This window comes from Streptomyces aurantiacus, from assembly GCF_027107535.1.
Classification (GTDB): domain Bacteria; phylum Actinomycetota; class Actinomycetes; order Streptomycetales; family Streptomycetaceae; genus Streptomyces.
The window spans coordinates 8,250,828-8,272,037 of sequence record NZ_CP114283.1 but is presented as its reverse complement, the minus strand read 5'-3'; the positions used below and the strand labels follow the sequence as shown (position 1 = coordinate 8,272,037).

13 protein-coding genes are annotated in these 21,210 nt (G+C 71.9%); 9 read left to right on the top strand and 4 right to left on the bottom strand.

Annotated features, from left to right (window positions below; translation table 11 throughout):
• Positions 1-79: 79 nt before the first annotated feature.
• Positions 80-304 carry a hypothetical protein gene (locus O1Q96_RS38480; RefSeq protein WP_269252512.1) on the bottom strand — a complete coding sequence of 75 codons (225 nt, stop codon included), beginning with the start codon at positions 302-304 and terminating at the stop codon, positions 80-82.
• Positions 305-607: 303 nt separating this feature from the next.
• Between O1Q96_RS38480 and O1Q96_RS38475 the strand changes: the two genes are divergently transcribed.
• The 7 genes from O1Q96_RS38475 (at position 608) to moeZ (ending at position 10,405) form a co-directional block, all read left to right on the top strand.
• Positions 608-1,597 (top strand): alpha/beta fold hydrolase, encoded by a 990-nt coding sequence (locus O1Q96_RS38475; RefSeq protein ID WP_269252511.1) that lies wholly within the window; start codon positions 608-610, stop codon positions 1,595-1,597.
• An 8-nt stretch (positions 1,598-1,605) separates the two neighbouring features.
• The gene (locus tag O1Q96_RS38470) at positions 1,606-3,300 is read left to right on the top strand and encodes a DUF3152 domain-containing protein (protein ID WP_269252510.1); all 1,695 of its coding nucleotides are present in this window, start codon (positions 1,606-1,608) and stop codon (positions 3,298-3,300) included.
• 525 nt (positions 3,301-3,825) lie between these two features.
• Positions 3,826-5,649, top strand: coding sequence for a DUF3492 domain-containing protein (locus tag O1Q96_RS38465; protein WP_269252509.1), 1,824 nt, complete (start codon positions 3,826-3,828; stop codon positions 5,647-5,649).
• Positions 5,646-7,316 carry a hypothetical protein gene (locus O1Q96_RS38460; RefSeq protein ID WP_419587013.1) on the top strand — a complete coding sequence of 557 codons (1,671 nt, stop codon included), beginning with the start codon at positions 5,646-5,648 and terminating at the stop codon, positions 7,314-7,316. The genes O1Q96_RS38465 and O1Q96_RS38460 overlap by 4 nt, the downstream gene beginning before the upstream one ends.
• 150 nt (positions 7,317-7,466) lie before the next feature.
• On the top strand, positions 7,467-8,426 hold the full coding sequence (locus O1Q96_RS38455) for an NAD-dependent epimerase/dehydratase family protein (protein ID WP_217460112.1): 960 nt from the start codon (positions 7,467-7,469) through the stop codon (positions 8,424-8,426).
• Complete coding sequence (locus O1Q96_RS38450) at positions 8,414-9,163, top strand: spherulation-specific family 4 protein (protein WP_269252508.1); 750 nt, start codon at positions 8,414-8,416, stop codon at positions 9,161-9,163. Before O1Q96_RS38455 ends, O1Q96_RS38450 begins: the two co-directional genes overlap by 13 nt.
• A gap of 63 nt (positions 9,164-9,226) precedes the next feature.
• The gene (gene moeZ, locus O1Q96_RS38445) at positions 9,227-10,405 is read left to right on the top strand and encodes an adenylyltransferase/sulfurtransferase MoeZ (protein ID WP_217460110.1); all 1,179 of its coding nucleotides are present in this window, start codon (positions 9,227-9,229) and stop codon (positions 10,403-10,405) included.
• Positions 10,406-10,524: 119 nt separating this feature from the next.
• Here moeZ and O1Q96_RS38440 read toward each other — a convergent pair whose 3' ends face one another.
• From O1Q96_RS38440 to O1Q96_RS38430, 3 genes are all read right to left on the bottom strand, one after another.
• Positions 10,525-12,072 carry an alpha/beta hydrolase gene (locus O1Q96_RS38440; RefSeq protein WP_269252507.1) on the bottom strand — a complete coding sequence of 516 codons (1,548 nt, stop codon included), beginning with the start codon at positions 12,070-12,072 and terminating at the stop codon, positions 10,525-10,527.
• Positions 12,073-12,327: 255 nt separating this feature from the next.
• Positions 12,328-13,878 carry an alpha/beta hydrolase gene (locus O1Q96_RS38435; RefSeq protein WP_269252506.1) on the bottom strand — a complete coding sequence of 517 codons (1,551 nt, stop codon included), beginning with the start codon at positions 13,876-13,878 and terminating at the stop codon, positions 12,328-12,330.
• A 74-nt stretch (positions 13,879-13,952) separates the two neighbouring features.
• Complete coding sequence (locus tag O1Q96_RS38430) at positions 13,953-16,757, bottom strand: lysylphosphatidylglycerol synthase transmembrane domain-containing protein (protein WP_269252505.1); 2,805 nt, start codon at positions 16,755-16,757, stop codon at positions 13,953-13,955.
• Between the two features lie 185 nt (positions 16,758-16,942).
• On the opposite strand from O1Q96_RS38430, the gene O1Q96_RS38425 reads away from it, so the two are divergent.
• Entirely contained in the window at positions 16,943-17,308 is a 366-nt protein-coding gene (locus O1Q96_RS38425) for an MGMT family protein (RefSeq protein WP_331276089.1), read from the top strand.
• Between the two features lie 305 nt (positions 17,309-17,613).
• Complete coding sequence (locus tag O1Q96_RS38420; protein ID WP_269252503.1) at positions 17,614-21,108, top strand: ATP-dependent helicase; 3,495 nt, start codon at positions 17,614-17,616, stop codon at positions 21,106-21,108.
• Positions 21,109-21,210 lie beyond the last annotated feature (102 nt).

Sequence of the window (21,210 nt, the reverse complement as noted above, 5' to 3'; positions counted from 1 at the left end):
ATGACGGGCTCGTCGGACTCCCGGTGAGTGTCCCGGAGCGGCCGCCGGAGCGGTCACCGGTGACCGCTCCGGGTCAGATTCACCGATAGTCGTCCTCGTCGAGTTCCACGACCCTCGCCTGTTCGACGAGGTCCGCCTCGCTGCCGCGAGCCGGGTCCACGCCGGTCAGCGGGTCGTCCCGCCGGGGTGCGAGATCCGTACGCTGCTCGGCGGCGTCGGCCTCGGGGGCCTCCACGCCGAACTCGGTCCCGCCGGTGTCGTCCGTGTCCTCGAGTGCCTCGGGGTCGGTGGGGTCGGCAGTCATGTGTCCTCTTCCCGAGTGGTGCGAGTGCGCTCTTGCGTGAGTACGAGTGCCCTCGTTTACGAAGCGTATGAGAGCCGGGATGGGGGCGCTATGTGATCCGGCCCCGACCGGATCACTCGTCGGCGCTGCTCCGGCGGCCCTCCGGCGGCATCGCGGCGGCGATCTTGCGGCGCCGCGACGGCGACGCGCGAGGTGCCCGGGCGGGGGTCGGCGGTCGTACGGCTGTGCTGCGGTCGGGCGTTGGACGCTCCTTGTGACGGCGAACACACGAACCACTACGTGATCGTCTCGTAACATTGCCGCATGTCTTCGACCGAACTGCCGTCAGTACTGGCCACTTCCGTCGTGCCGAAGGTCAGTGCCGTGCGGGTGGCGGCGGGGGAGCGGCTGCGTACGGTCGGCCTTCCCGGGATCACGCTGACGGTCCGGTCGAGGCCGCCGGCCCGGGACGGACTGCCCCCCGCGCTGTACGTGCACGGCCTGGGCGGTTCCTCGCAGAACTGGTCGGCGCTCATGCCGCTCCTCGACGGCCTCGTGGACAGCGAGGCGGTCGACCTGCCGGGCTTCGGCGACTCGCCGCCGCCGGACGACGGCAACTATTCGGTGACCGGGCACGCACGCGCGGTCATCCGCTATCTCGACGCGTCCGGGCGCGGCCCCGTGCACCTCTTCGGGAACTCGCTGGGCGGTGCCGTCACGACGCGCGTCGCCGCCGCACGGCCCGACCTCGTCCGCACACTCACGCTGGTCTCGCCCGCCCTCCCCGAGATCCGGGTGCAGCGCACGGCGGTGCCGACGGCGCTGCTGGCCGTGCCCGGCGTGGCAGCCCTGTTCACCAGGTTCACCAAGGGCTGGACCGCCGAGCAGCGCGTACGTGGCGTCACCGCGCTCTGTTACGGGGACCCCGGCACCGTCACGCCCGAGGGGTTCCGCAACGCGGTCGAGGAGATGGAACGGCGGCTCGCCCTCCCCTACTTCTGGGACGCCATGGCACGCTCGGCGCGCGGCATCGTGAACGCGTACACGCTGGGCGGCCAGCACGGACTGTGGCGCCAGGCCGAGCGTGTACTCGCGCCGACACTCCTCGTCTACGGGGGCCGCGACCAACTCGTCTCGTACCGTATGGCCCAGCGCGCCGCGCGCGCTTTCCGGGACTCCCGGTTGCTGACGTTGCCTCACGCGGGGCATGTGGCGATGATGGAGTCCCCGGAGACCGTGGCCACGGCCTTCCGCGAACTCCTCGCGGACACGGGTGAGTTGGCCGACACCGGCGCTACCAGCGCGAGGAGCTGAGGCGGGACGTGGGACGTCACAGCCGTCGCGGTCCCGCCCCCAAGGGCGACACCGCCGACCCGCCCGCGTTCCCGGCCGCCCGGCCGGACACGCGGACGACAGGGACAGGAACGGGGCGCCGCCGGCCCCCCGCGGGGCAGCAGCCTCCACCACCGCCGACAGGAGGGGCACCCGCTCGGGGGGTGCCCCGCCTGCCTGAGGGATGGGTGCCGCAAGGGCCCGGCGGCCCGCCCGGACAGGGAGCGTCCCGTCCGGGGGACGGGACGCCCGCGGGCGCGGCTCCCCGCTACACCGGCGGCGCCCCCTCCTACTCGGACCGGACGCAGGCCGGGGGAGGGCCCAGGCTTCCCGACGGCACCCCCGCGCACGGATTCCCGCGGCTGCCGGACGGGGCTCCCGCCCACGGCTCCTACCGGTTCCAGGACGGGACTCCCGCGCACGGCTTCCCCCGGTTGCCCGACGGGGCTCCGCCGCGGGGCGGTGCACCGCGCCACGCCGACGGCACCCCGCCTCGCGGCATGCCCGGTGTCCGCGGGGGACACCCCGAGCAGCGTGAGACCGGCGGTGGCTGGGGTGAGGCGAGGTCGGGCTCCGGGTACGGAATGCCCGGCGCGGCTCCACAGGCGGCCCCGCGCGGTCCGGGGCGGGGCGTGCCCCGAGACCGTCCGGGTTCCCCGCCCCCGGGGCAGCGGTACGGGCCCTCCGCGGCGGGCGCGGGCCCCCGCCAGGCCTACGTCGACGCTTTCGGCGACGACGACCGTTTCGCGTCCCGCTCCGCCGGGACGGCGACAGCGTTCCGGGCGGACCCCTACGCCCCTGTCACCGACTGGGACGAGGAGGTCGAGCACAAGGCGCCGCCCCGCGGCCCGGAGGCCGGGCCGGAGAAGGCGAGGGGCGGCAAGGGCCGGGCCTTCACCGGTATCGCGGCCGCCGCGGTCACCACCGTGCTGGCCATCGTCGTGGCCGGTCAGGTCGCCGGAGGGGGCGAGGACGACACCGCCGCGCGTCCGCCGGCGTCGGACGGCGCCGACCGGGAGACCAAGGACTCCGCCTCGCGCACCGACAACCGGGCGGTCCCGTCCACGAAGCCGAGCGCGGCCACGCTGTCGTACGTCCAGCAGATGGCGAAGAGGTACCCCCTGGCGGCCGGACTCAAGGGCGCCGGCGAATTCGAGGCGATCCCCGGTCTCGCCAAGGCGCCCGGCCCCGGGCAGAAATTCACCTACCGCGTCGACGTGGAGAAAGCCCTCGGTCTCGACGGGGAACTCTTCGCGCAGGCCGTGCAGAAAACCCTGAACGACGACCGGAGCTGGGCCCACGGCGGCGGCCGCACCTTCGAGCGGATCTCCTCCGGGAAGCCCGACTTCGTCATCACGCTGGCCAGTCCCGGCACCACCGCCTTCTGGTGCGCCAAATCGGGCCTCGACACCACCGAGGACAACGTCTCCTGCGACTCGGCCGCCACCGACCGCGTGATGATCAACGCGTACCGCTGGGCCCAGGGCTCCGAGACGTACGGCGACAAGATGTACGCGTACCGCCAGATGCTGATCAATCACGAGGTGGGCCACCGGCTCGGATACGGCCACGTGAGCTGCAGCGTCGACGGAGGCCTGGCGCCCGTCATGCAGCAGCAGACCAAGTTCCTCGACCACGACGGGATCAGCTGCCGGCCCAACCCCTGGCCCTTCCCCGGAAGCTGACAGGGAGCGGCGAGGGGGCGCACGGCCAAGGGGCGCACGGGTCGCGGGGGCGCCCGGGGCGCCGCTCGACCTCCTTACGCGGGACCAGGCGGGACCACGCGGGACGAGGCGCCGGATCGGTGCGCACGATTCCGTCGGTACGGGGCCGGGGCGCGGCGGGACCCGTACGGCGGGTGACTGTTCGTCCCCGCTTCCGCCCCGTCCCCGGCGCTGCCCCTGTTCCCGCGTCGGATCGGGTGACCGCGGCCACCCGATCCGACGCCCGCGCGGTCACCCGTCCCGCCGCCCGCGCGGGGACCCGTCGCGGGGCCCGCCGACGGCTGCCCGTCGTATGACGAAACGTGTTCGGGTGATCTCTTAGCGCTACGGAACGCGACCCGCACGGGAAAGTTACGACCGTTCACCCCTTTTGGTGGTACGACGGACAACCGTCCATCGCGCAACCGCCATGTCCGCATACGTTCGTCCCGCTGCGAGCCGCCGGGTCAACGGCGGCTCCCCATACGGGAGATCGGGGGTGCGCTCGTGCGCATCGGACTGCTTACGGAGGGTGGCTATCCGTATGTGAGCGGTGACGCCAGGCTCTGGTGCGACCGGCTCGTGCGCGGGCTCGGGCAGCACGAGTTCGACATCTACGCCCTGAGTCGCAGCGAGGAGCAGGAGGACGAGGGCTGGATCCAACTCCCGTCCCAGGTCAGCCGCGTGCGCACCGCACCGCTGTGGACGGCGGACGACGACGGCGTCGGCTACGGGCGACGGGCGCGTCGGCGATTCGCCGACTGCTACGGGGAGTTGGCGGCGGCCATATGTGCGGGCGATGCCCTGGGTGGCGCCACGGAGAGCGGATCCGGAGGTTCCGTCGGGGCCGCGGAGCGGACCGGGACCGCTTCGGCCGCCGTGGCGGACCGTTTCGGCAGTGCGCTGTACGGGCTCGCCGAACTGGCCCGCGACGAGGGCGGCCTGGTCGGCGCACTCCGTTCCGAAGGCGCCGTGCGCGCTCTCGAACGCGCCTGCCGCGCGCCCGGCGCACTGCGTGCGGCGCGCACCGCACGCGTGCCCGATCTGCTCACCGTCGCCGCCCAGGTGGAACGCGCACTGCGCCCCCTCTCGCTCGACTGGTACGAGGACGACGGACTCGGCTCGGTCGACCTGTGCCACGCCACCTCCGGCGGCGCGGCGGCCCTGCCGGGACTGCTCGCGCACCACTTCTCGGGCGTACCGCTGCTGGTCACGGAGTACGGAGTGCAGCTGCGGGCGCACTACCTGGGTCCGCGGGAGGACCTGGAGGGGCGCGCGGCGACGGCATCGGCGCGGGCGCTGCTCGCCGCCTTCCACGGCAGGCTCACCGCGGAGGCGTACCGGCAGGCCACGGTCATCACCCCCGGCAACACGCACGCCCGCCGCTGGCAGGAGCGCTGCGGCGCCGACCGGTCCAGGATCCGTACGGTCTACCCGGGTATGGAGGCGTCCCGCTTCTCCGAAGTGGGCGAGCGCGCCGAATCCGCCGATCCGGACACCCTGGTGTGGGTCGGGCGCATCGAGCCCGCCAAGGACCTCGTCACCCTGCTGCACGCCTTCGCGGACATCCGCAAGGAGGAGCCGAAGGCACGGCTGCGGATCGTCGGCGCGCCGGCCGAGGGCCTGGAGGGCGCCACGTATCTGGCGCACTGCAGGGCACTGGCCGCGCAGCTCTTCTCCGACGAGGCCGACGACGTACACGCCGTCGGCGACAACCCCGTCTCCTTCGAGGAGATCGGCGGACCTGAGGTACCGACCCTCCCGGAGGCCTACGCGGCGGGTGCCGTCGTGGTCCTTTCCAGCGTCGTCGAGGGCTTCCCCATCAGCCTTGTGGAAGCGATGTTCTCCGGACGCGCCACGGTGTCCACTGACGTCGGCGCGGTCGTGGAGGTCATCGGCGGCACCGGGCTCGTGGTCCCGCCACGCAACCCGCGGGCGCTCGCCGAGGCATGCGTCTCCCTGCTGCGCGACTCGCCACGCCGGTCGCGCCTCGGTGCCGCGGCACGCGCCCGGGCACTGGAACTCTTCACCGTCGAGCAGAACATCACGGCATTTCACAGCATTTACCTCGACATCGTCACGCGCTGTCCGGTCCCGCGGGTCCTGGTCGGCGAATCGGGTGAGCCCCTGCCGTTCGCCGTACCCGCCGAGGCCCGTGTGCCCGCCCGCTGGTCGGAGTCCGGGACGCGGCTGGTGACGGGGAGGCCGGGGCCCGGCTGGGCGGCGGGACCACCGGTACGCGGCGATTCGCTGGGACTCGCTCCTGGATCCGCCAGGGCCGCGTCCACCGCTTCGGGCGAGCCGGTGCCCGCCGGGGAGGGGGCGTGGTGAGCATCCGGCGTCGGATCGGGGACGGGCACCCGACCGACGGTGTCGACGGCGCCGACCGGGCCCACAGCGCTGACCGGGCAGGCCGGGCCGGGACTCCGAGCGATCCCGGTGAGTGGGACGCGCGGTCCGAGGGGTGGCTGCTCGGTGAACCCGGAGAGTCCGAAGAGCCGGGAGTGCCCGAAGAACTCGGAGTGCCCGGGCGGGAAGACCCCGGAAGCGGGGAGCCGGGGGACTTCGAGGACGTGCGAGGCACGCACGCAGAGGTGGGCGAGACGCGGGTGGTGAACGTCCGGCAGGGAGAGACACGCGTCGTGGACGTGCAGTTGGGCCAGTCGAGAACCGTGGACGTGCAGTCGGGCGAGCGGGAAATCGCGGGCGTGCGGTTGGGCAAGCCGAGGATTGCGGATGTCCAGCCGGGCGGGTCGGGGCCCCTGGACGCTCGGCCGGGTGCGTCGAGAACCGCGGACGCCCGACCGGACCGTCCGGCCCAGCCGGAGTCCGTGAGCGCGCCGTCCGGTTCGACGAAACTCGCGGACGCCCCGCCCGGTGAACCCGCCGACCGCGAAGCCTCCGCCCCACGCGGCGCCGCCGACCCCGTGAAGGCACTGATGCATCGCCATCGGGAGCTGTGCGAACGCGCGGTGGACCCGCTGGAGATCGCGGCGGGCCTGGAGGCGCACGGAGTGACCGACCGGACCGCCACACGCTTCCGGCACCGGGACGTCTTCTCCCTCGCCGAGGAGATGTACGCGCGTGTGCCCCGCGCCGACGACACGGCCCCCCTCTCCGAGGTACCCGAGACTCCCAAGGCGCGCGCCGACTGGGCCGTACTCGCGCTGCTGCCGGGCGCGCTGTGCGCGGCAGTCGTCGCCGGGCTGCGGTTCACCGAAGGGCGGCCGCGCCTCGCGGTGACCGTCGTGGGTGTACTCGTCGTGGCCTTCGGACTGCGCGCGGCACTCAGCCGTGGCCCCCTGCACGCCACACGGTCGTGGGCCCCGACACCGTCCACACGCGCGTGGACCTGCTGGCTCCTCGCCTACGCGATCCTCGGCGACGGCCTGCTCGCCGCGGGTATCGAGGGAGGACCCGCCGGGCCGCCCACCGGCGGCTCCGACAGCCCCTGGCCGATCGCCCTCGCCTCCGTCGTCGCTCTCACCGCGTCCTGCGCCCCGGCGGTGTGGTGCGCGCACCTCTTCGCCGTACGCGCCCGGCGCCGACTCGCCACCAGCCACGCGCTGAAGGAGTTTGCCGCCTCCGTGAGACCCCTCCTCCTGGGCGTGTTCGGACTGTTCCTCTGTGCCCTCTTCGGCCTGCTCACCCTGTGCGGGGCGGTACTGGACGAGCCCGCCGCGTACGCCGGAGCCGGCGCCCTCGGCGCACTCCTCCTGCTCGCCCGGCTCCTCACCGTGCACGGATTCACCCATGCCCCCGCCGTCGTCCTCACAGCCGCGGGCGTGACCGAGGCGGCCGCGCTGCTGAGCGTCTTCGCGGCGCGCCTGCCCGGCTGCGAAACGCTGGCCGTGCCCGTCGAGACCGTGGCCGGTGCCTGGGGGCCGGGCGCCGTCCCGGCCCTCGTGTGCGGTGCCGCGGCACTCGTCCTCCTGCTCCACGCGACCAGGACCCTCACCCGGGCCTCGGCCCACGCGGCACGCGGCGACACGCCGTGAACCGCCACGTTCGCCCGGCGTCCCCGCCGAGCGAACCCCTCCCCGCGGGGCGGACACCGCGAGCCTCCCGCACGATCCACGGCAACACCCTGAAGGAGAACGCCAGATGATCACCCTCCGCATCGGAGAATCCGCCCCGGGAGCCGCCCGATGAGGGTGCTGCTGATCGGAGCCAACGGATACCTGGGCCGGTTCGTCGCCGACCGCCTCCTCGCCGACCCGGCCGTGCAGCTCACCGCGCTCGGCCGGGGCGACGACGCGGACGTGCGCTTCGACCTCGCCAGCGGCAGCCCCGGAGCGCTCACCCGCTTCCTGGACGCGGTGCACCCCGGGGTCGTCGTCAACTGCGCCGGTGCCACCCGCGGCGGCGCCCGCGAGCTCACCCGGCACAACACCGTAGCCGTCGCCACCGTCTGCGAGGCCCTGCGCCGCAGCGGCTGCGGCGCACGCCTCGTACAGATCGGCTGCGGCGCGGAGTACGGCCCCAGCCAGCCCGGATCCTCCACGGCCGAGGACGCCGTGCCCCGCCCCGGCGGCCCGTACGGCGTCAGCAAGCTCGCCGCGACCGAGCTGGTCCTCGGATCCGGCCTGGACGCCGTCGTCCTGCGGGTGTTCTCGCCCGCAGGACCCGGCACCCCGGCGGGCTCCCCGCTCGGACGCCTCGCCGAGGCCATGCGCCGCGCCATGCAGTCCGGCGACGGCGAACTCAAACTCGCCGGCCTCGGCGTCCAACGCGATTTCATCGACGTACGTGACGTCGCCCGCGCCGTCCACGCCGCCTCCCTCTCCGCCGCGCAGGGCGTCATCAACATCGGATCCGGCCGTGCCGTACGCCTGCGGGACGCCGCCTCCGTCCTCGCCCGCGTCGCCGGATACGGCGGAGCCCTCCACGAACTCGACGCGCCTCCGGGCCCCACCAGGCCGTCCATCGGCCACCCCCGCTCCGAACCGGAGCACACGGCCCCGGCCGCGTACCCGTACCCGGACGGCTGCGGCAGCTGGCAGCAGGCCGACGTGCGCACCGCACGCGACCGGCTCGGCTGGCGGCCCCGGATCAACCTCGAGGAATCCCTCGCCGACATCTGGATGGAGGCGGCATGCCGCATCTGACCAGCACCACGGCAGGCACCGCGAGCACGGACCTGAGGATCGGCTTCGGTGTCCCCGGCTACGCCCACCCCCTGGTCGCCCCCGTCGAATGGGGCGAACTCACCCGCCCCGGAACCCCCTTGCACTGGGTCGTCCTGAACGTCTCCGACGGCCCCGGTGCGCGCCCCGACCCACACTGTCTGGAAGCCGCCGGACGTCTGCGCAACGCGGGCATCCGTGTACTCGGCCACCTGGATGTCACGTACGGCGCCCGCCCCTTTGGTGAACTCGTCTCCGACGCACACCGCTACCGCGACTGGTACCAGGTCGACGGCTTCCTTCTGGACCGCTGTCCCACAGAGCGGACAGCACTTCCGGAGATCCGGCGCACCACCGACACCCTGCGGGCCCTCATCGGCGGAGGCCACATCGTCCTCGGCCACGGCACCCACCCGTATCCCGGCTACGCCGAGGCCGCCGACCAGTTGGTGACCTTCGCCGGGCCCTGGAGCGACTACCGCTGGTCGCAGGTGGCGGAGTGGACCGCCGAATACCCGCCCGACCGCTTCTGCCACTTCGTGCACGGCATGCCCAGGGGTCATCTCGACGAGGCTCTGCGCATCGCCCGCTGGCAGGGCGCATCGACGATCTACTTCACCGACCGCACGGATCGCGGAGGTTCGGCCGACCCCTGGGAGAGCCTGCCCGGCTACTGGGACGAGATCGTCTCGCGGATCGGAACGGGTGTCTCGGAATGAAGAAGGGCGTGGCAGTGTTACGGGGAGAACAACTGTAGTGATTGACCGACCAACGGAGTCCCCGTGTCGCTGCCACCCCTGGTCGAGCCAGCTGCTGAGCTCACCGTAGACGAGGTCCGCAGGTACTCCCGCCACCTGATCATCCCCGACGTGGGCATGGACGGGCAGAAGCGGCTGAAGAACGCCAAGGTGCTCGCTGTAGGCGCCGGCGGTCTGGGCTCGCCGGCGCTGATGTACCTGGCCGCCGCGGGCGTGGGCACGCTCGGCATCGTGGAGTTCGACGAGGTCGACGAGTCGAACCTGCAGCGCCAGATCATCCACAGCCAGGCTGACATCGGCCGCTCCAAGGCCGAGTCCGCCCGCGACAGCGTGCTGGGCATCAACCCTTACGTGAACGTGGTCCTTCACGAAGAGCGGCTCGAGGCCGAGAACGTGATGGACATCTTCAGCCAGTACGACCTGATCGTCGACGGCACGGACAACTTCGCGACCCGCTACCTGGTCAACGACGCGTGCGTGCTGCTCAACAAGCCGTACGTCTGGGGCTCGATCTACCGCTTCGACGGCCAGGCCTCCGTCTTCTGGTCCGAGCACGGTCCGTGCTACCGCTGCCTCTACCCGGAGCCCCCGCCCCCGGGCATGGTCCCCTCCTGCGCCGAGGGCGGCGTCCTGGGCGTGCTGTGCGCGTCCATCGGCTCCATCCAGGTCAACGAGGCCATTAAGCTCCTCGCGGGCATCGGGGAGCCGCTCGTCGGCCGCCTGATGATCTACGACGCCCTGGAGATGCAGTACCGCCAGGTCAAGGTCCGCAAGGACCCGAACTGCGCGGTCTGCGGCGAGAACCCCACCGTCACCGAGCTCATCGACTACGAGGCCTTCTGCGGCGTCGTGTCCGAGGAGGCCCAGGAAGCGGCCGCCGGCGCGACGATCACTCCCAAGCAGCTCAAGGAGTGGATCGACGACGGCGAGAACATCGAGATCATCGACGTCCGCGAGATCAACGAGTACGAGATCGTCTCGATCCCCGGCGCCAAGCTGATCCCGAAGAACGAGTTCCTCATGGGCACCGCTCTGGCGACCCTGCCGCAGGACAAGAAGATCGTCCTGCACTGCAAGACGGGTGTCCGTAGCGCGGAGGTCCTCGCGGTCCTCAAGTCGGCCGGATTCTCGGACGCCGTGCACGTGGGCGGCGGCGTGATCGGCTGGGTCAACCAGATCGAACCGCAGAAGCCGGTGTACTAGCGGAAGCCTGTGTACCGACAGAAGCCGGTGTACCGGACGTACGCCTGCTTCGGAGGAGGGGCTCGGCACCATGTGTGCCGGGCCCCTTTCCGCTGCCCGGACCGGGACCGCCCGGGCCGCTACTCGCAGATCTTGCCGTCCTGCGGCACCTTGCCGTCCAGCAGGTAGTCGTCCACCGCGCTGTCGACGCAGTCGCTCCCGCTCCCGTACGCCCCGTGCCCCTCGCCCTTCCAGGTGAGCTGCACGCCGACGCCCTTGCCCAGCTCGTCCGCCATCTTGCGAGCCCCCTCGTACGGCGTCGCCGGGTCGCCGGTGTTGCCCACCACCAGGACGGGCTCCGCGCCCGGCGCACTCACCTCGGGAGTCTCGTGCTGCCCGGCCACCGGCCAGCCGTGGCACCAGCCGGCCGTGTCCCAGCCCATCGAGTCCCCGAACACGGGGGAGATCTTCCGGAACTCGGAGAGCCGCGCCTTCGCCTCCGCGGGGGTCGGCCGCTCCTTGTCGTCCAAGCACGATATGACCCGTTGGGAATGCGTGGTCGTGCCGTAGCGGCCCGAGGCGTCACGGTCGTTGTAGCTGTCGGCCTGCGCGAGCAGTTCCGTACCGTCGCCGTCCTCGGCGGCCTCGAGCGCGCCGGTGAGGGCGGGCCAGGACGACTTGCTGTAGAGCGGGTAGACGATGCCCGTGAGGGCCAGCTGCTGTGTGAGGTCGCGGCCGCCCGATGTCGGCAGCGGCTCGGAGTCGATCCGCTTCAGCAGGTCCGCGATCTTTCGTGAGCCCTCCTCGGGGTCCTGACCCGTGGACTTGAGGTAGTCCTCCAGAGCGCGCTGGAAGCCCCTGGCCTGGTTCTCCGCGTGGCCGACCGTGCCCGCGCTCGGGTCGACGACCGCGTCCAGGACCAGCCGGCCCACGTTCTTCGGGAACAGGTGCGCGTACACGCCACCCAGCTCGGTGCCGTACGAGATGCCGAAGTAGTGCGTCTTCGCGTCACCGAGGACATGCCGCATCAGATCCATGTCCCGGGCCGTGTCGGTTGTCGAGACATGAGCCAGAAGCTTGCCCGCCGACTTCTCGCAGCCCTTGCCGAAGTCGGCGGCGTCCTTCAAAAATGCGGTTTCCTCGGCGGAGGTGTCCGGCGTGGTGTCGACCGACTCCGCTGCCTGGATCGCCTTGTCGTTGCGGCAGCGCACGCCCTCGCTGGCGGAGACACCGCGGGGGTCCCAGCTGACCAGGTCGTACCGCTCGTGGAGCTTCGCGAACGTCGGTCCGTACGGAGGCAGATAATCGACGCCCGAGCCGCCGGGGCCGCCGAAGTTGAACAGCAGCGAGCCGATGCGGTCGTCCGAGGAGCCGCTCGACTCACTGCGGATCAGGGCCAGACCGATGGTCTCGCCCTTCGGCTTCGCCCAGTCCAGCGGCACCTTGAGCGTCGCGCACCGCCAGTCCCCGCCGGGCGCGGGACCGGTCGCCGTGGCCTTGCAGCTGTTCCAGTCGAGCTTCTGCGAGGTGAGCGAGGCGGGCAGACCCGGCATCGTCTCGGAGGAGGGGGCCGAGGCCGGCGGCCGGCCGTCGTCCTTGCTCTCCTCGTCGTCCCCGGACGAGCCGCTGCAGCCGGCCACCAGCAACGCGGCGGCAGCCAGTGCCGTCCACCCTGGGATACGCGCCATGAACACTTCCCCCCTCGCATCGTCGTCCGCCGGATGTCGCGGATGACAGTCAGGCCATAGTAGGCAGATGTCCGTGAGCCCCTGCGGAGCCCTGTGGATAACCGTCTGACCTGGAGATTTGCGAGTCCGATCCGGCAATGCGGTGTCCTGGACCAGGTCTGCTCGCCACCCGGCCCGGTGTTCACCACGAGCGGGGCCCGGCCCTTCTCAACGACGGGACTCCGGCCCTCTTTTCCGGCAGCAGCCCCGGCCTTCTCAGGAGCAGATCGTGCCGTTCGACGGGACCTTGCCGTTCAGCAGATAGCCGTTCACCGCGTCGCGCACGCACTTGTTTCCGCTGTCGTACGCACCGTGCCCCTGCCCCTTGTACGTCAGCTCGACACCGACACCCCTGCCCAGCGCTTGCGCCATTTTGCGGGCGCCCTCGTACGGGGTCGCCGGGTCGCCGGTGTTGCCGACCACGAGGATCGGGGCCGAGCCGGGCGCGCTCACGTCAGGGTGGTCGGCGGCGCCCGCCACGGCCCAGTCGGTGCAGCCGACCATGCCCCACGCCAGATAGTCACCGAAGAGCGCAGAGGCCTCTCGGAACTCCGGGAGCTTCGCCCGCACGTCGGCGGAGGTGTACCGCGGTTCGTCGTCCGCACAGTTGACGGAGATGTTGGCGGCGCTGATGTTGCTGTACTCGCCGTCCTGATTGCGCCCGTTCATCGAGTCGGACAGCAACATCAGATTCCTGCCGTCACCGTCGTACGCCTGCTGGAGCCCTTCGGTGAGGAACTCCCAGAAGTCCTGGGAGTACAGGGCCTGAAGGATGCCGCTGGTGGCAGCGGTCTGGGTGAGCTGGCGGGGGAAGTTCCCCGGAATCGGCCGGCGGTCGAGGTCCTTCAGCAGCTTGGCGATCCGGTCCTTCACGTCCTGCGCACTGTCGCCGATCGGGCACTCCTCGGGCTTCGAGGTGCAGTCCTCGGCGAAGTTGTCCAGTGCGAGCTGGAAGCCCCTGGCCTGCCCCAGAGACCCCTGCTCCGCGTTCTGTGTCGGGTCCACGACCGCGTCGAAGACGGCCCTCCCCACCTTCTTGGGGAACAGGTGCGCGTACACGCCGCCCAGTTCGGTGCCGTACGAGATGCCGAAGTAGTGCAGCTTGTCGTCGCCGAGGACCTGGCGCATCAGATCCAGGTCGCGGGCCGCGTCCGTGGTGCGCACGTGCGGGAGGACCTTCCCGGAGTTCTCCTCACAGGCCTCGTTGAACTCCTTCGTGCTGGCCAGGAGTGTCCGCTGCTCGGCGTCGTCGTCCGGGGTGGCGTCCTGATGGAAGTACTCGTCGAGCTGTTCGCTGTCCTCGCACGTCACGCCGGCACTGCGGCCGACGCCGCGCGGGTCGAAACTGACCAGGTCGTAGCGGGTGCGCAGCTGCTCGTAGTCCTGGCCGAACGCGGGGAGCGTGATCACGCCCGAACCGCCGGGACCACCGAAGTTGAAGAGCAGCGAACCGATGCGTTCGTCCTTCGCACCGCCGGCCTGCGCACGGATCAGTGCGAGTTCGATGGTGTCGCCCCTGGGCTCGTCCCAGTCGAGGGGCGCCTTCAGCGTCGCGCACTTCCACGTGTCGCCGTCCGGCAGCGGCGAGGGGGCCTCGCCGCCGCCCTCGGACGCGGACGGTTCCGGGCAGTCCTTCCAGCTGAGCTTCTGCGCCGACAGGTCCACGTCCTTCGAGCCACCGTCGTCTCCGCATCCGGCGAGGGCCGCGAACAACAGGAGGGCGGTGGCGGTCAGGGCTGTGGCACGCGGCGTGGAAGGGTTCGGCATGACCCCATCCTGAGGTCGCCCGGCACGGGCCGCTCGGGGCGCGGGCCGTGCGGGTGAGGACCCCGCGTCCGCCCCTAGAGCGCGCCCTTGCGCGTCAGGTGGTTGAAGAACAGCCATCCCGGCAGCACGGGCAGCCACAGCGTGAGCAGTCGGTACAGGAGCACGGCGGGCGCCGCGACCTCACTGGGGAGCCCTACGGCGATCAGACCGACCGTGAGGGTCGCCTCCACCGCGCCCACGCCGCCCGGGGTGGGCGCCGCGGAGCCGAGCGCGTTCCCGGCGAGGAAGACCACGGCGACGCTGGCGATGCTGAGCGAGGGCATGCCCTCGGTACCGAACGCCCGGACCGACGCGTCGAGACACATCACGAAGCACGCCGTCAGCAGGAGCATGCCGCCGATGCCGGTGAGGAGCTTCTGCGGCCGCTGCAGCACATCCAGCATGCGCGGCACGACACCCGCGAAGAGCGACCTCACGCGCGTGACGACGAATTTCCGCAGGAACGGCACCGAGGTCACCACGAGGACGAGGACCGCGACGGTCAGCAGCCCGGCGATGACCGTCCGGGACGGCGACAAGGAGGGCGTCTTCTCCGTACCGGTCAGATAGCCGAAGGAGAGCAGCATCAGGATGTGACAGCCGAGCCCGAACAGCTGCGACGCGCCGACACTCGCCACCGCGAGCCCCGGCCGCACCCCCGCGCGCTGGAGGAACCGCGTGTTGAGCGCGACACCGCCCACCGCGGCCGGCGCCACGATCTTCACGAAGGACCCCGCGACCTGCGCCGCCACGGTCCGCATGAACGGCACCCGCTCGGGCACGAAACCCAGCAGGCTCATGGCCGCCGCGAAGTAGCTCAGCATCGAGAAGAGGGCGGCCGCGGCGACCCAGCCCCACTCGGCGTTGTCGAAGAGCGTCGCGAACTCGATGTGCGTCAGCTGCGTCAGCAGGAAGTACGCGCCGAACGCGCCCGCGATGAAACTGATCAGCGTGCGCGGGCGGACGCGCTCGAGCCGGGCCGGCTCGACCGGTGCCAGCGGCCTGATCAGCAGCACCTGATGGCGGATCTGAGTGAGCAGATCCTCCTCGCGGGCCTCCTCCAACGCCTCGTCGATCGCCCGCTTCTCGGCCCGCTGCTCGGCGCGTACGGCCTTCTTGTCGGGCTTTTCGAGGACCGGACGCCTGGACTCCTCGGGCGTGGCCTCATGCTCCTCGGCGCGGACCAGTTTGGCCTGCCGGGACGCCTCCAGGACCGCCTCGCGTTCACGCTCCGACCGCTCCCGGGCCAGCTTCCGCAGCGTCGCGCGGTGGGAGCGGGTGAGCGCGATGGGCTGCAGCATGGGCAGGCAGTCGGCGACCGCGTCCGGGCCGAGCACGCCGACGGCCGAGGCCACCGCGCGCTCCGCGCCGACCCGCAGTCCGAGCGTGGTCACCAGCTGGGCGACGTCCATGCGCAGCAGCAGCTCACCCGCAGCGATCTCGCCGTTGCGCAGGTCCGTGAGGATCACCGTGCCGGAACGATCCACCAGAATGGCGTCACCCGCCAGTCTGCGGTGCGCGATGCGCCGCGACTGCAGTGCCTGCACCTGGTGCCAGGTATCACGCAGCAGGTCGTCGGTGATGTCCTCGTCCGCCAACGAGTCGAGGGTGCGTCCGCCGGTGTGCTCGTAGACCAGCATCACGGCGTCCGGGCCGAGCTCGGAGGTCGCGATCAGCTTCGGCGCGTTGGCACCGGCCGCGATGGCCGCGTACGCGAGGAGCGCCTCCTGTTCCAGGGCCTGACGCAGTGACTGGAGGCTGCGGCGCGTGGTGATGCCGCGCAGCGTCAGACGGCGCCACACGCGGTAGAAGAAGCCCTGCGCCTGCTGTTCCCGGTCCACCACCGTGACGTCCAGTGGGGGACCGTCCTGGAGTGTCACGAAGTACCGGCGGCCGCGGTCCCCGTCCGGGGCCTCCGGGGCCTCGTCCCGGGCCGCACTCACCGGGTGGAAGCCGACGTGCCGCAGACCCGCCATCAGCGTCCGCCCCGTGGGCCGGACGTTCGGCGAGCCGACCGCGTACAGCGTCCCGTAGGCCACGCTCCAGCCGATCAGCACCGTGAGGATGATCGAGAAGGGTGTCGTGTAGCCGGTGACCAGCATGGAGAACGCGTCGAGCAGCAGCACCACCCACAGGACCGCACGCCAGCGCGGCCGCCGGGACATGCCGACGGCCGTCATGTACGCGATGACCGGCGCGAGATAGCCGTGCACCGGGTCGGTCAGGGCGTTGATGTCGGCGGGGGAGGGCTGGGTGAGCGCCTTCTGGATGGAGTCCGGGGCGCCCTTGGCCACCCACAGGTCGGTGGCGAGTGTCACACCGTGCGCGAGGACCGCGGCCAGCACACCGTCGGCGATCCGCAGCCCGTCCCGTTTGATCAGCCGTTCGATGGCGAAGGCGACCGGTACGAGAAGGATCGCGATGCTCGACGCCAGCCCCGCGATCTTGATCAGCAGGTCGGGTGCCTCGTCGGTGCCCTTGTTGATGTCCTGCGCCAGCCCCGACGTCGTACCGTGCGCGAACGCGGCGATCGACAGCAGCAGGGCGACCGCGAGGACGCCCACCAGGAGACGCATCAGGTCGGAAGGACGGTGCACGCGCGCGGGGAGCAGCGGTTCGTCGCCCTCGACCTCTTCGGCATGGGCGTCGTCGGCCGCGCAGTCGGCCTCCTCGGCTCCGCTCTCCTTGCGCATGTCCGTCTTCTTCTGGGACGTGTCCGGGTTCTCGGGCGTCCCGGATCTCTCCGGAGGGCGCTCGTCCGTGTCGTCGCCGGTATCGGGGCGCGACGAAACCTCAGAGGTGCCCTCCGCGCCTTCGGGGTGCACACCCTGCTGTTTCATCGTCTCTTCTTGGTCTCGTATCACCAGTAACCGCCCGCACGATGGTGGCATGCCCCGCTGGGACAGGGGGGCATCAGGGTGCAATGCGGGGTCGCACAGTCTGCCCGAAGCGCTGATCCGGTGCGAGGAATACGCACAGTCGCCGCCGCGTCACGTTGTCGGCGGCGTGGGGCAGGATGGGCCGGATGAGCGAGCAGAGCCTCCCGGCGGACGCCTTGCCGGAGTACGCGGAACGAGTCCTCGACGTGGCCGAGGAAATTCCGCCCGGGCGCGTCATGACGTACGGAGACGTCGCGGAATGGCTGGAGGAGGGCGGCCCGCGCCAGGTCGGCAGGGTGATGGCCCTCTACGGAGGAGCCGTCCCGTGGTGGCGGGTCGTCCGCGCGGACGGGGTGCTGCTCCCCGGCCACGAACTGCAGGCGCTGGAGCAGTACCGGACAGAAGGCACGCCCCTGAAGGAGGCGAGCAGAGCCTCCGAAGGTCATCTCCCGCGCCTCGACATGAAACAGGCCCGGTGGGAGGGCGGAGATCGCGCGGAGGGTCACACCTGACAGGATCCGGCATGGGACCACCGAAAAGGGGACAGATGGCCCGTACGGGGGAACGCGGGCACACCCGTGACGTGCCGTACGTTCGTGAAGCGGGAGACGCCGGTGCCGGGAGGGAACACGAGGAAGCGCTGCTTCCACGTCATCCACCGGCGTAGCGTCGACGGCACGCAGCCCGTTCATCCCGCGGCCACCACCCTCCCCGTGCCATAGCTTCCCCACCCGTCGCCCGCGCACGATCCCTCAACGACGGCGTTCCGCGCCACCAGTGACAGCCCCAAGAACACCCACCAGGACCGGCGAACCACGTGAGCTCCTCTTCCTCCACCAGGCGCCTGTCGCACCCCCAGGGTCGACAGGGGGCCCGTGGCGCTTACCGACTGGTGCGTACCCCGCCGGCCCGGGTGGCCCCCCCTCTGCTGGACGCAGCACAGCGCGCGGTGGTTGACCATCAGAGCGGCCCACTGCTCGTCCTCGCAGGTCCGGGGACCGGCAAGACGACCACGCTCGTCGAGTCCGTGGCGGCCCGCATCGCGCAGGGCACGGACCCCGAGCGGATCCTGGTACTGACGTTCAGCCGCAAGGCCGCCGTGGAACTGCGCGACCGCATGGCACTGCGCATAGGAGCCGCCCGAGCGCCCCAGGCGACCACCTTCCACTCCTTCTGCTACGCCCTCGTCCGGGCCCACCAGGACACTGACCTGTTCGTGGAACCGATGCGGCTGCTCTCCGGCCCCGAACAGGACGTGGCGGTACGGGAACTGCTCGCGGGCCAGCCCGGCCTGGAGCGGCTCGGCCTCGCCCACGTGCGCTGGCCGGACGAACTGCGCGCCTGCCTGACGACACGCGGCTTCGCCGACGAGGTCCGCGCCGTCCTCGCCCGCAGCCGGGAACTGGGCCTCGGCCCCGACGCCCTCCAGACCTTCGCCCGGCGCATCGGCCGCCCCGACTGGCTCGCGGCCTCCGCCTTCCTCGCCGAGTACCTCGACGTGCTCGACATGCAGGGAGTGCTCGACTACGCGGAACTGGTGCACCGGGCGGTGATCCTCGCCCGTCGCCCGGGCGTGGCCGAACGGCTCGCCGAGCGGTACGACGCGGTCCTCGTCGACGAGTACCAGGACACCGACCCGGCACAGCTGCGGCTCCTGGACGCGCTCGCGGGAGGCGGCCGCACCCTGGTGGCCTTCGGCGACCCCGACCAGTCGATCTACGCGTTCCGCGGCGCCGACGTGAACGGCATCCTCGACTTCCCGGACACCTTCCCGCGCGCGGACGGCCGACCGGCACCGGTCGAGGTCCTGAGGACGTCACGCAGGTCGGGCGCGGACCTGCTGGCGGCCACCAGGCGGCTCACCCAGCGGATGCCCCTGACCCGGCTCCCGGCGGACAAGGTACGCGCCCACAGGGAACTCACCCCCGTACGGGACGGCGGCCGCGTGGAGGTCCACACGTACCCGACCCCCGGTACGGAGCTGGACAACATCGCGGACATCCTGCGCCGCGCCCATCTGGAGGACGGCGTTCCGTGGAACGAGATGGCCGTCCTCGTGCGCGCCGGCTCCCGCACCATCCCGACGATCCGCCGCACCCTCACCGCGTCCGGCGTCCCCCTCGACATCGACGGCGACGACCTGCCCCTGCGCCACGAACCGGCGGTGACGCCCCTGCTGACAGCACTCAAGGCGGTGGCCGCGGCGGAACTGGAGGAGACGGCACAGCACGCGCCGCCGGCCGACGAGGAAGAGCCCGAAGAGGCCGCCGGCGAGGAACCGGCCGCCGAGCGCCCGGAACCGGCCGAGCCCTCAGAGGAAGACACAGCGCCGGTCGTACCCGGACCCGGACCCGGACCTGAACCCGAAGCCACCGGACCGGCCGGCCCCCGCCCCTCCCAGGAACCTGCCCCGGAACAGCAGCCCGGCCCGCCGAAGCCGTGGCTCGACACCGAGACCGCCCTCACCCTTCTCGCGTCCCCGCTGGCCGGCATGGACGCCGCCGACCTGCGCCGCCTGGGCCGCGCCCTGCGCGAGGAGGAGCGCGCCGCGGGCAACCATGTGCCACCACCCTCCGACGAGTTGCTGGCACGGGCACTGGCCGAGCCGGAGCGGCTGATCGCCCACGACCCCTCCTACGCGCGCGGAGCCCAGCGCCTGGGCGCCCTGCTGCGCAAGGCACGAGAGCGCCTGGCAGGAGGCGGCACGGCCGAGGAGGCGCTCTGGGAGCTGTGGGACGGCACACCCTGGCCGCAGCGCCTGGAGCGGGCCGCCCGACGCGGCGGCGCGGCCGGGCGCAACGCGGACCGCGATCTCGACGCCGTGTGCGCACTGTTCGCGACCGCCGCCCGCGCCGAGGAACGCACCGGCGGCCGCGGCGCCCTCAACTTCCTGGAGGAGGTCGAGGCACAGGACATCGCCGCCGACACACTCACCCGAAGGGCCGTGCGCCCCGACGCCGTACGCCTGATGACCGCGCACCGCTCCAAGGGCATGGAATGGCGCCTCGTCGTCGTCGCGGGCGTCCAGGAGGGCCTGTGGCCCGACCTGCGCCGCCGCGGCTCCCTCCTGGAGGCCGACCGCATCGGACGCGACGGCCTCGCGGAGCCCCTCACCCCCGGAGCGCTCCTCTCCGAAGAACGCCGACTGTTCTACGTGGCCGCCACACGCGCGCGTGAGCGCCTCGTCGTCACCGCCGTGAAGGCCCCGGCCGACGACGGCGACCAGCCCTCCCGCTTCCTCACCGAACTCGGCACGGAACCCAAGGACATAACAGGCCGCCCCCGCCGCCCCCTGTCCGTCGCCGCACTCGTCGCCGAACTGCGCGCCACGACGGTCGACCCCCGCGTCTCGGACACCCTCAGGGCGGCAGCGGCCCGCCGACTGGGCCGACTCGCCGCACTCGGCGACGAGGACGGCCGCCCCCTGGTTCCGTCCGCCCACCCCTACCGCTGGTGGGGCATGTACGAACCGACCGAGAGCAAGGTGCCGCTGCGCGACCGGGACCACCCCGTCGTGCTCTCCGGAAGCGCCCTCGACCAGCTCGCCAACACCTGCGCCCTGCAGTGGTTCCTCGGCCGCGAGGTCAAGGCCGACGCCCCCGCGACCGTCGCCCAGGGCTTCGGCAACGTGGTGCACGTCCTGGCCGACGAGGTCGCCTCCGGTCGCACGCCCGCCGACCTCGCCGTCCTCATGGAGCGCCTCGACTCCGTATGGGAGGCGCTCGCCTTCGACGCGCCCTGGAAGTCGGCGCAGGAGAAGGAACACGCGCGCGTGGCGCTCGAACGCTTCCTGAAATGGCACGTCATGGACCGCGCCGAACGGACCCCGGTCGCCAGCGAGCACGACTTCGACGTCACCCTCGAAGCGGGCTCCTACGAAGTGCGCATCCGCGGCTCCATGGACCGCGTCGAGAGGGACGCCGACGGCCGCGCCTACGTGGTCGACTTCAAGACGGGCAAACAGGCACCGAGCGCCGCCGACGTGACCCACCACCCTCAGCTCGCCGTCTACCAGCTCGCCGTCCGCGAAGGCGCCGTCGACGACGCCTTCGACGGCACACGCCCAGAGTCGGGCGGCGCCGAACTCGTCCAGCTCCGCCAGGGCGCCCCCAAGAAGGACGGCGGCGAGACCCTGCCCAAGGTGCAGGCCCAGGAGCCCCTGGAGGGGGAGTGGGTCGGCGACCTGCTCGCCACCGCCGCGGGCAAGGTCCTCGACGAACGGTTCACGCCGACGACCGGCCAACACTGCACGCACTGCGCGTTCCGGGCCTCGTGCAGCGCGCGGCCCGAGGGGCGGCACATCGTCGAGTGACCCGAGACCGGGCACCACGTCGTCGAGCGGCGCCAGGAGTGACGCACGGCACCACGCGTGCTGACCAGCGCATCCTCCGACCCGGCCACCGAATCGGCACCG